The organism is Prosthecobacter algae, assembly GCF_039542385.1.
GTDB classification, from domain to species: Bacteria; Verrucomicrobiota; Verrucomicrobiia; order Verrucomicrobiales; family Verrucomicrobiaceae; genus Prosthecobacter; species Prosthecobacter algae.
In genome coordinates, this window is record NZ_BAABIA010000002.1 from 211,933 (window position 1) to 223,120 (window position 11,188).

Annotated in this window: 11 protein-coding genes; 6 read left to right on the plus strand and 5 right to left on the minus strand. The window is 56.0% G+C overall.

What is annotated here, in order from left to right; genetic code table 11:
- Nucleotides 1-51: 51 nt before the first annotated feature.
- Nucleotides 52-1,329: a hypothetical protein gene (locus ABEB25_RS04345; RefSeq protein WP_345735156.1), complete on the minus strand. Its 1,278-nt coding sequence runs from the start codon at nt 1,327-1,329 to the stop codon at nt 52-54.
- Between the two features lie 140 nt (nt 1,330-1,469).
- The gene (gene wrbA / locus ABEB25_RS04350) at nt 1,470-2,069 is read right to left on the minus strand and encodes an NAD(P)H:quinone oxidoreductase (RefSeq protein ID WP_345735157.1); all 600 of its coding nucleotides are present in this window, start codon (nt 2,067-2,069) and stop codon (nt 1,470-1,472) included.
- Nucleotides 2,070-2,370: 301 nt separating this feature from the next.
- On the opposite strand from wrbA, the gene ABEB25_RS04355 reads away from it, so the two are divergent.
- The 4 genes from ABEB25_RS04355 (at nt 2,371) to ABEB25_RS04370 (ending at nt 5,042) form a co-directional block, all read left to right on the plus strand.
- Nucleotides 2,371-3,342, plus strand: a complete 972-nt coding sequence (locus ABEB25_RS04355; protein WP_345735158.1) for an alpha/beta hydrolase — start codon at nt 2,371-2,373, stop codon at nt 3,340-3,342.
- Between the two features lie 112 nt (nt 3,343-3,454).
- Nucleotides 3,455-4,132 (plus strand): histidine phosphatase family protein, encoded by a 678-nt coding sequence (locus ABEB25_RS04360; protein ID WP_345735159.1) that lies wholly within the window; start codon nt 3,455-3,457, stop codon nt 4,130-4,132.
- A gap of 30 nt (nt 4,133-4,162) precedes the next feature.
- A complete protein-coding gene (gene rpiB / locus ABEB25_RS04365; protein WP_345735160.1) occupies nt 4,163-4,591 on the plus strand; it encodes a ribose 5-phosphate isomerase B in 429 nt (142 codons plus the stop codon).
- Between the two features lie 7 nt (nt 4,592-4,598).
- Nucleotides 4,599-5,042 carry a YiiD C-terminal domain-containing protein gene (locus ABEB25_RS04370; protein WP_345735161.1) on the plus strand — a complete coding sequence of 148 codons (444 nt, stop codon included), beginning with the start codon at nt 4,599-4,601 and terminating at the stop codon, nt 5,040-5,042.
- 3 nt (nt 5,043-5,045) lie between these two features.
- Here the strand turns inward: ABEB25_RS04370 and ABEB25_RS04375 are convergent, their stop codons facing one another.
- Genes ABEB25_RS04375 through ABEB25_RS04385 form a run of 3 tightly spaced genes read right to left on the minus strand, consistent with a single transcriptional unit; the run spans nt 5,046 to nt 8,730 of the window.
- On the minus strand, nt 5,046-6,599 hold the full coding sequence (locus ABEB25_RS04375; protein WP_345735162.1) for an N-acyl-D-amino-acid deacylase family protein: 1,554 nt from the start codon (nt 6,597-6,599) through the stop codon (nt 5,046-5,048).
- A 13-nt stretch (nt 6,600-6,612) separates the two neighbouring features.
- The gene (locus ABEB25_RS04380) at nt 6,613-7,431 is read right to left on the minus strand and encodes an SGNH/GDSL hydrolase family protein (protein WP_345735163.1); all 819 of its coding nucleotides are present in this window, start codon (nt 7,429-7,431) and stop codon (nt 6,613-6,615) included.
- Between the two features lie 18 nt (nt 7,432-7,449).
- On the minus strand, nt 7,450-8,730 hold the full coding sequence (locus tag ABEB25_RS04385; protein WP_345735164.1) for a Gfo/Idh/MocA family protein: 1,281 nt from the start codon (nt 8,728-8,730) through the stop codon (nt 7,450-7,452).
- A 214-nt stretch (nt 8,731-8,944) separates the two neighbouring features.
- On the opposite strand from ABEB25_RS04385, the gene ABEB25_RS04390 reads away from it, so the two are divergent.
- Nucleotides 8,945-10,342, plus strand: a complete 1,398-nt coding sequence (locus ABEB25_RS04390; RefSeq protein WP_345735165.1) for an FHA domain-containing protein — start codon at nt 8,945-8,947, stop codon at nt 10,340-10,342.
- A 13-nt stretch (nt 10,343-10,355) separates the two neighbouring features.
- Nucleotides 10,356-11,144, plus strand: a complete 789-nt coding sequence (locus tag ABEB25_RS04395; RefSeq protein ID WP_345735166.1) for a class I SAM-dependent methyltransferase — start codon at nt 10,356-10,358, stop codon at nt 11,142-11,144.
- Nucleotides 11,145-11,188: the final 44 nt, after the last annotated feature.

The following is an 11,188-nucleotide window of genomic DNA, read 5'->3' on the forward strand; positions in this document are numbered from 1 at the left end:
ACCAAGGTGCCTCATAAGAAACGATTGTTAATGCAAAATTGTTGCTAAAGATCAGCGCACTTCAGGTCCGCCCCAGGCAAAGCTCACCTGGGCCCACACGGCGTGATCCGTGCCCCGCTCATTGGAGTTGTCATAGTTGTATTGCAGGCGAAAGCGCAGTGTGCGTGCATCATTGGCATACCAGGTGACACCAGGGCTGACGCGAAAACGTGAATCCTGGGCCGTGTCGGCATTCCCAGCCACGTATTCACCACGCAGGCCCAATTCCAGATTGTTCGGCAGACCGTAAAGCAGGCTCAGGTAGGCACCAAAGTCTTGCTGAGTTTCAGGATTACGTCCTTCCACCAACTCGTCTTCCACCTTGAAGCGATTGAACATGGCCTCCGAGCGCACCCGGAAGTAGCGGCCACCTGGATCAAAACCGTTTTCGCGCCACTGGTACTCCGCATGCACACCATAGATGCTGGTGCGGTAACCCGAAACATTGTCCGCCCAAGCCCCGGAAATACCGCCACGGAACTGGTGAAAGTCATTGTAGTTGTACACGTTCGTCCAGTTGGCCACGAGCATGAACTCATCTTCTCCGAAGAAGGCTTCCTCGGTAGCATAACGCGCCTCCCCTTCATCCTCATGTTCATGACCATGGTCATCCTCACCTTTGGGGGCCACGCCTAACGCCACATCAAACTGGGAGGTCCACGGCACTGGGGCCAGCCAGGTGATCTCCGCACCGATCGTCGTCATGGAGTCTTCGCCCAAGATCCGGGTATTCACCAAATACTGGTCAATCCAGTCAAACCCGTGCGGGTGGTAAGTATTCTGAATACCAAATCGGTTGTAAACTCGGCCTCCACGAACCTCGAAGCCGCCTGGGAGATTTTTAAACTTCCAGAACACTTCTTCGAAGATCGGGTCGATGCGCCCGCCCGTCACAGCCGCTGCATAGGTGATGAAAAATTCGTTGTACTCATCCAGTCGCCCCGAAAGAGAGAACTCGATGTTCTGAAAAGTCACTGCGTCTCTTTCCTCTGGATCATGATGACCAGTTCGCAGTTCTTCCTGCTCGGTGGAGGCCGTGCCAAAAGCCGTGTCCATGTGAATGTGAGGAAAGATTTTGCCCGCCAGACTCACGTCCAGACCCGTTAGCCAATCCGCCTTACCATCCATCGGCAGCACTACGGGTGCGGACATCGCACTGAAGGTAGAATACTCGTATTTTTGTTGCTGCTGAGCCTCAAACTGGGCGGAAGTTTGCGCCCAGGCAGCGCCGGAAACCAAAAGGCTACCGGCCAAGACGAGAGATAAAGAAGAAGCAACGGGAGGATGCATGACGATCAATAAAGCAATGAATTTGCATTAACATCAAGCCGTTTTCACAACTTTTTTGCATTTGATCTCACCCCCAGCAAAAACCCCACCCTTGATCCAAGAGTGGGGCGCCTTCAAAAGAGAGCGATGAATCTGGAACGTCAGGCTGTCAGCTTGGCTGCAATCCCAGCCACGTGTTTGCCCTGAAAGCGGGCCAAAGACAGCTCCTTTTCACTGGGTTGCCGGGAACCATCGGCCCCAGCAATGGTGGCTGCGCCGTAAGGGCTGCCACCACGCACTTCACTGATGTCCGTGAGTTCAGGCGCTGAATACGGGAGGCCTACGTAGATCATGCCATGATGCAGGAGGGTGGGAATTGTGGTGAGGATTGTGGACTCATTGCCACCGCCCGTACCCGTGCTGGTGAAGACACTGCCTACCTTGCCGATGAGGGCCCCTTTCATCCACAGGCCGCCAGTTTGATCTAGGAAATTGCGCATCTGAGCTGCCATGTTGCCAAAACGGGTGGGGGTGCCAAAAATGATGGCATCGTAATCTGCCAGTTCTGCAGGTGTGGCCACCGGAGCACTCTGGTCCAGCTTGGCACCAGCCTTAGCGGCCACGTCGGGCGGCATGGTTTCAGGGACGCGCTTCAGAGTGACTTCCACACCGTCAACCGAGCGCGCCCCTTCGGCGATGGCATTGGCCATGGTTTCGATGTGACCATAAGTGGAGTAATAGAGGACGAGGAGCTTGGACATAATGTTTCGGAGTTAAGATGGCTTCGACATTTGAACAATGTCCGGATGTATGGTGGATGCCAATGCGACGGCGTCAGTCTCAGCCTTACTTTTGGGCATACCCTGAAACTCCCATCTTGGGACCACCTCCTAACCAAGTTTGCCTACGCAGACATGCCCCATCCGCATGCTGAGACCAGCGAGCCTGCATTTTCAGGTTTTTCATGAACGGCTTAGGATCTGTCCACGACCGAAAAACAACAAGGCCAATCAGGGAATCCCTGACGAACCTAACCATAAGTCATCCAAGCAAGCCATCGCCATGAACACCATCAACGCTTCCACAGCCCCCGTTCTCGACTCTGCCGCACAGTCCTTTCTCGACACCCTAGTTGCCCAGGGTGGGCCCGCCATCTATGAACGCTCCGTCCCCGATGCCCGTGATGTGCTGACTGGAGCGCAAGCAGGTCCGGTGGCGAAGCTCCCCGTGGACATCAAAGAACTCACCATTCCCGCCGGCCCCAGCGGACAAGTTTCTCTACGCATCGTGCGTCCTCAGGGAAGCCAGGGGGTGCTTCCAGGTGTGCTGTATTTCCACGGCGGAGGCTGGGTGCTGGGCGACCAAAATACTCATGATCGTCTCGTCCGGGAAATCGCCCACGGAGCCCAGGCCGCCGTGATCTTTGTCAACTACACTCCTTCGCCGGAAGCACGCTACCCCGTGGCCATTGAGGAAGCCTACGCAGCCCTGAAATGGGTGGCCGAAAACGCTCACAGCATTCAGATTGACCCGAACCGTCTTGCGGTAGCTGGGGATAGCGTCGGCGGTAACATGGCCGCCGCCGTGACCTTGCTGGCCAAAGAACGTCAAGGCCCCGCCCTGCGTTACCAGGTGCTGTTTTATCCTGTGACGGATGCGAACTTTGACACGGCCTCCTATCACCAGTTTGAGGAAGGTTACTTCCTCACTCGAGAGGCCATGAAGTGGTTCTGGAATCATTACGCTCCCGACCATGCCGTGCGTGATGAGATCACCGCCTCTCCTCTGCGAGCGACCACTGAACAGCTTCGCGGCCTGCCCCCGGCTCTGGTGATCACGGGTGAGGCCGATGTACTGCGCGATGAGGGCGAAGCCTATGCCCGCAAGCTGATCGAGGCCGGAGTCAGCGTCACCTCCAGCCGCTACCTCGGCATCATCCATGACTTCGTGATGTTGAATGTCCTCACGGAAACCCCTGCCGCCCGCGCCGCCATCGCCCAAGCGAATGACCTGCTTCGCAAGGCTCTTGCGTGATCCGTTTCCTCCCCTGTCCCGCTCGCAGAAGAGCTACCTTCTGCGGGCTTTTCATTTGCAGAAGTCATCGCCCAGCGTCTGGTCCTGAAAGTGCTATCCATCAGCGACGCCTATGCCCATCACACGCATCTACCTCATCCGCCACGGAGCCACCATCCTGACCGCCGAGGACCGTTTTGCCGGAGCCACCAATGTCCCTCTTTCCGATGAAGGTCGCCATCAGGCCTCCACACTTTCCCAACGGCTCGCCTCGCTGCACATCGCCGCCGTTTATGCCTCACCGCTGGACCGCACGATGGAGACCGCACGCATTTTGGCTAGCCCCCATCATTTGGAAGTGAATCCACGTGAGGGACTGAAGGAGATTTCCCACGGTCACTGGGAACAAATGACCCGCCACGAGGTGGAAGTGCAGTTCCCCGAGGAAGCTGCAGCCTGGGATGAAGATCCCTACACCTTCGCGCCAGAAGGCGGCGAAAGCGGCCTGGCCGTCACCGCCCGCGCCCTGCCCGCCTTACTCGACATCGTGCGTCATCACGAAGGGCAGTCCGTGATCGTCGTGTCTCATAAGGCCACCATCCGCCTGCTGCTGAGTTCCCTCCTGGGCTTTGATCCGCGCCGCTACCGGGACAATCTGGACCAAGACCCCGCAGCCCTGAACATCGTCGATTTCAAGGATGCCGTACGCGCTCGTCTCATGCTCTTCAATGACACCTCCCATTACGCTGAAAGCAGCCTCAACAAGCCCGAATCGGCCGAGGCCCGCCTCTCCAAATGGTGGACTCACTGATGCCCCAAACCTAACTATCTTTCATTCATCATGAACATCGCCATTGGCTCAGACCACGCTGGCTACCGTTACAAACAAGCCATCATCGCTCATCTGGAGAAAACCGGGCATTCTGTGGCTGACTTCGGCACCCATTCGGAGGAGTCCACCGACTACCCCAAATTCATCCGCCCTGTGGCAGAAGCGGTGGCCGCTGGAAAATACGAACGTGGCATCGTCCTTGGTGGCTCTGGCAACGGAGAGGCCATCGCGGCCAATCGTGTGAAAGGCATCCGCTGCGGTCTTTGTTGGAACCTAGAATCCGCCCTCCTGACCCGGCAGCACAACGACGCCAACGTGCTTTCCCTGGGCGAACGCATGATGGATCTGGAGACAGCTTTGGAGATCGTGGATCTTTTTCTCAGCACCTCCTTTGAAGGAGGCCGCCATCTGGCCCGCATCCAGCAACTGGACGCCTGAGCCGCCTATGAACGATGACCTCCTGCGCGAAACGGAACGCTTCCTCCATGAGCAGATCCCCCTCACCCGGGCGATGGGCGTGCAGGTGGAAAGTTACGATGGCGAAACGCTGGTGATCACCGCGCCCCTGGAGCCGAATCACAATCATCTCGGCACAGCCTTTGGCGGCAGCCTGAGCGCCATTGCCACGCTCACGGGATACAGCTTGCTCTGGCTGATGCTGGGAGATCGCAGTTCCCACATCGTCATTCGGGAAAGCACCATCCGTTACCGACGCCCAGTGCGCGGGGTGATCCGGGCCATCTGCCAACAGCCCGATCCCACCACGATCCTCGATTTTAAAACGCTCTTTGCCGAAATAGGCAAAGCGCGCATGAATCTTCAGGTCATCATCCAGGAAGAAGGTCAGACCTGCGTAGAGTTCAGCGGTGAGTTTGTGGCGCTGAAGTAAACCTTAGCGCCGCAGCGGACCACCCGGCCGGGCCTCCGTCAGTTTCCCCGCCCGGATCACGGGCACCCCATCCACCAGCACTTCGCCAAACCCTTCGGCATAGTGATGCGGATCATCGAAGGCCGAGATGTCCTGAACCTTTTCAGGATCAAAAATCACCAGATCCGCCCAGGCCCCGGCTTTGATCACACCACGGTCCCGAATCCCAAAGGTCTGCGCCGGCAGGCTGGTCATGCGGCGGATCGCTTCCTCCAACGACAGCACTTTTTGTTCGCGCACATAGCGGGCCAGGATGCGAGCATTGTTGCCATAGCTGCGCGGATGCGGCACATCCTCGCCCAGCAGGCGCGGCCCGCCGTCACTGGCGATCATGGTCAGCGGATGTTTCAGGAAAAGGCGTAAATCTTCCTCATTCATGCCATGAAAAACGCCGCTGCCCCCACCGCGCTTTTCAATGTCCAGCAGCAGCTCGATCTGGTCTTCCAGACTGTCGGCACCCCGCACACGCATCGCGGCCTGCGGAATCGTCAGACCGTTCAGCGAGGGGTCCGCAGCAAAGCGGGCGATCACTGCATAGCTATAATCCGAACGACCGCTGCGCGATAAAATCTCCTGCATGCCAGCGATGATCTTCGCCTTCTGCTCAGGCTTGTTAAGCCGGGCAATGAAGTCCTCGCGAGTGCCTTCCAGAGCCGAGTCAGGAATCGTCTGCCGCAAGCCCGTGCTGGAGGCGGTGTAGGCATACTGATCGTGCGTGATTCGCAGCCCCTCGGCCCGCGCTTTGTCCAGGTAGGCCAGCACCTCCCCGGCCTTTCCCCAGGCACTAGGTCCAGATAGCTTGATGTGAGAAAGCTCCGTCTTGACCTTCACCTCACGGGCGATGCGCGTCAGCTCATCCAGCGCGGTAAAAATGCGGTTCGTCTCATAGCGCATGTGGCTGGCATAGATGCCATCGTAGGCCGCCACCACCTTGGCCAGTTCCAGAATCTCCTCCGTCTTGGCAAAGGAGCCGGGCACATAGATCAGGCCGGTGCTCATCCCCAGCGCTCCGTCTTTCATGCCTCGGTCCACCAGGGACTTCATGGTCTCCAGTTGAGCCGCATCCGGCGCGCGGATGAACCGGCCTCCCATGCCCTGTTCCCTCACGGCCCCGTGGCCGATCAGCGTGCCCACATGCAGGCTCACCTTGGCCTTTTCGATCTCTTCAAAAAAGGCCGCCACATCGGTGCGCGAAGCCCCACAGTTCCCCGTCACAATCGTCGTGACACCCATGCGCAAAAAATTCTCCGCCGCCGGCAGTTCGCAGATCTTTTCAGAGTGCGTATGCACGTCCATGAAACCCGGAGCCACCACCTGCCCTCGGGCATCAAGCTCCTCTTTCGCTGTGCCTTCCACCTGGCCGAGGCTTGTGATGCGTCCATGCCGGATGCCGATGCTGCCCGAGTAAGCAGGCTTGCCTGTGCCATCCACGATGCGGGCGTTTTTGATGATGAGATCATACGCACTGGCCACCCCAGGCAGACAAAGCAGTGCAACCAGGAAGAGGGGGAGATGCATGAGGATGTAATGCTTACTTTTTGACCTTCTCACGAATCATCTTGGCCAGATACTTGGCGGTCTCATCGCCAATGACGTGATACCCTGCCAAGTTCGGATGGCGGTCGCCAAACCAGCCTGGCAGCTTGCCAAAATGAGCGTCAAACTGGTTATCCATCACCACCACTTTCGGAGGATTCTCAGCCACGAAAGGTTTCACCAACTCATGATACTGGACGGGGATGTTTTTCAGCTCGTAGCGTCGGTAGTTCAGCATGTTAGGCCCATCCTTCAGGGCCTGCGCATACCTGGGATAGATGTCAAAAAGCGGCAGCCTGTGCTGCACAGCCACTTTCCGGTTGAGGGTATTGATCTCATTGCTCTTTTGCGAATCCATGTAGGGGATCACCGTCATGATCACAAGTTGGGCACTCGGGTGATCCTTGCGCATCCTTCCGATCAGTTCGGCATAGTCCTTGGTAAAGTTCTCGGCGAACTTTTCACGCCGTGCATAGTCGTTGATGCCATACCGGATAAAGATGTAATCCACCCCTGGAAGTTTCGCCATCTGCTTGTCATAGCGCCCGGAATCCAGCAGCCTGCGGACATACTCACCGCTCAGTCCCAGATTGATCACGTTGCATGGCGGCAGGTCTTTTTCCGCCGCCAACAAAACGCGGATCACCTCTTCCAAATGAGGCCCTTTAGGGCTGAGCTTGCGTGGGATACTGCCCTCCGTTGTGCTATCCCCCACCAGCAGCACTTGCAGTTTCCCCTCATGCTCAGCCTTTGCAGGGACGGAGGAAAAAAGCAGCCCCAACAAGACCACACCTAACAATGAATATGTTTTCATGATGAATGAACCTTAAGCTCAGATCTTCCAGGCATCGCGCATGGGGCGCATCAGCAGGGCATTGGCAGCATCGTCCCCGACAAAGGTCTCGGCTTTCGGGTCAAATTTCAGGCCCTTTTGCAGCTTAGCAGAGATGGCCCCCAGATGACAGATCGTGGCCGCACGCTGAGCGATCTCTGCCGGAGCCGCCGTGCGTTCCCGGGAAATCATCGCATCAATGAAATTACGGTGATGATGTTTGGAGACATACAGGCGGGTGTCGCCCTCCTTCATCTTGATGCGCAGAATGTCCAGGGAACTGGCCTTCAGCGTCTCCGCCTCCGTGAACACCCAGCCATCGCTGCCGATGAATTTGGTGCCGTAAGTAGCCGCATCCTTCGTGCTGAACATCGAAAGCTTCAGCCCATTGGCATAACGATACTCGATGCGGTACTCCTCCGGGGCATCGTAGAGACCCTGCGCGCGGCGTTTTACCTCAATCGCCTCCACTTCGGTGGGCGTGGTGTCATCCATGCCTGCGCCCCACTGCGCCACATCCACAAAGTGGGCACCCCAGTCCGTGATGTAGCCCGGCGCATACTCATCAATCCAGCGGAAGTTAAAATGACAGCGTCCCTCCGTGTAGGGGCGCTCAGGAGCACTGCCCAGCCACATCGCATAGTCCAGATGTGGCGGCACCTCCTGCGGACCTTCCAGCCCGGTGTAACCGCCCCGGATGGCAAAAGTCCCGGGCACACCCACCTGGATTTCTTTGAGTTCACCGATGTAGCCATTGCGCACCAGTTCACAGGCCATACGCACTTTGAGGCCGGATCGTCTCCAGGTGCCACATTGCAGCACCCGTTTGTTTTCCGACACCGCCCGGCAGATGGCCCGCCCTTCGGCAATGCTGGCACCCAGAGGCTTTTCAGAAAACAGATCCTTGCCCGCCTTCGCCGCCTCGATGGCCACGTTTGCATGCCAGTGGTCGGGTGTGGCATTCATCACCGCATCCACATCCTTGCGCGCCAGCACTTCGCGGTAGTCATTGTAGCAATCTGCGGGCGTCAGCTTGGCCAGATTCATCGCGCGTTCGCGGTGTTTGCCATCCACATCACAGATGGCCACCACCTGCACCCGTTCATCCGCCAGAAAAGCCTTCAGGTTGGTCGTTCCCTGCCCGCCCACACCGATGCAGGCCAGGCGAATCTTTGAATTCGGTGAAACCGCGCCCGCACGGCCCAAAACAGCGGCAGGCAGGATCAACGGCGCGGCGCTTTTCAGAAATTGGCGGCGGGAAAAGGAATGGCTGTCAGACATGAACAAAAAACGGAAGCTAGGAGATCAATTCACCACCTCTTTGTGACCAACTTTGAAACTGCTATGCTGTATTGAAGGCATCCCGCGCCTTTTTTGCCACTGCCGCGCCAAACAAATCTCGGCCCATTAAACTTCTCACCCTCATAAGTTTATCACTTGAAATTGGAGCATCATCTTCGTAGTGAGGTCATTAGGCAGTTAACTCAAAAACTTCATGCCATCGACACAAGAATTTGCTGAAATCGTCGTCGACGGTTTGCCGTATCGCCTAACCTCCGCAATATTCAAAATTGGACGGAGCGAGGCTAATGATGCCATTATCGATGAGGCCTCAGTCTCTACCGCGCACGCCATTATCAGCCGAGAAGGTGGGGTCTATGGCCTTACTGATCTTGGGTCATCCAACGGCACGTTCATAAATGGCAAGAAGATCACCACAGCACCGTTACACAGCGGGGACATGATTGCAGTTGGAGGAGTGGAAATTCTGTTTCGCAATTTGAGACCGATTTCCACGCCGAAGCCTCCACCATCGCAAAGCATTCAGCCCTCATCAATTGCCACGTCTCTTGACTCTAATATCAGTGATGTTGCAGGGCATAACCCGCCCACTAATGAGATTGCCGTTGCTATACGCGATACGTACAAGCATTTCCGCGAATTGGATTATAACCTCCTGTTTCCATTACGCCGAATATTCAGTCCAAGCTTCATTAGCAAACGCGCTGTAACATGGGTTCTTACCTTTGGACTTTTCCCAATGTTAATTTCGCTTTGCGTTCTTTTTTTTGGACTACGTTTCGAACAATCTGCTTGGCTTATCGGCGGATACTTTTGCTATTTTTGGGCTGTCTATTTCAACGGTCTAATTCGGCCCCAACGACCTCTTTGGAAGCGCGGTTTAGGATATTTTATATTTACCTCCTTTGTTGGAATTCCTTTGCTGCTGGCTTGGAAAGAAATGCCTATTATTGCTGATATTTACCTCGGTTCTGAGAGTGAAAATTTCATTATCAGGGCATTCGGATTCGTAGCTGGTGTCGGGGTTTTTGAAGAAACCTGCAAAGCACTTCCATTGTTGTTTTTTTCACTACGTAGATCTCTTCCAATTCGAGAAGGAATTTTTCTGGGGCTCATGTCTGGCCTAGGCTTCGCTTTAGCCGAGGTCGTCCTGTACTCGGTTAACTATTGGCAACAATCCGCTCAACTTAGCGCATTGGTCATTACGGAAGCTGTTGCTCAGTCCATGAATACCAACGAATTTGTATCCAGGATTGATAGTATCGTTCCAAAGCTCGGTGAGCATTACGGAAGCACGCTGACCATTCAAATAGTACGATTTATTCCCCTACCTCTATTGCACGCGGTTTGGGCGGGCACGGTCGGCTGGTTTGTAGCAATTGCGAGCGAGCGCAAATCATCAGGCTGGCCAATCATTGTTGTGGGCATCGTCTTCATGGCAATCACCCATGGTCTTTATAATGTTTTTTCAAATGGCATCCTTGGCCTTGTCATCGCCGCATTTTCAATCCTTTCTTTCTTCTGCTACCTACTACACGCAGAGGAAGTTGAACCTAAACCATCCAAACCTGAGCAACCCGTGAACAGCTAACAAGAGCAACGCCATGCCCACTGACCACCGCGACTGGTACGACACCCCGCTATACTACGACATCATCTTCGATGCCGATACCCCGCGCGAGGCCACCTTCCTGGAAACCGTGTGGACCATCTTTGGCGAAAAAAGCCGCACCCGTCGGTTGCTGGAGCCCGCCTGTGGCAGCGGCAGGCTGGTCATCGAAATGGCCCGCCGGGGTTGGGACGTGGCCGGGTTCGATGGCAACGAGCGGATGCTGGACTTTGCCTGGGAACGCCTCAAAAAAGAAGGCCTCAAAGCCCACCTATGGCCAGACTGGATGCAGAGCTTCACCACCCCCAAAAAGGACCATTACGATCTCGCCCATTGCCTCGTCAGCACCTTCAAATACCTGCACACCGAGGCCGATGCCATCGCCTGCCTGCAACGGGTCTGCGCCGCTTTAAAGCCCGGCGGCATCTTCGTTCTAGGGCTGCATCTCAGCAACTACACCACAGCCAAAGAGGAGCACGAACGCTGGAAGGCCAGGCGGGATGACATCGAAGTCGTGTGCAATACCCACACTTGGCCACCGGACCGCAAGACACGCCTGGAAGCCCTGCGCACCAGGCTTAAAATCAGCCACCAGGGCCGCAGCCACATTCAGGAGACCCGCTGGCAGTTCCGCACCTACGACGTCCGCCAAATGAAGGCACTTCTGCGCCAAGTGCCCGAACTTGAACTTCAGATTTGTTATGACTTCACCTATGAAGTCGAGACCCCGCGCAAGCTGGACGACAGCTACCCCGACATCGTGCTCGTGTTGAAACGGCGGTGATTTAAATTTCCCTCACGCGTGAAATAGTTCGTTAAATCGGCCCG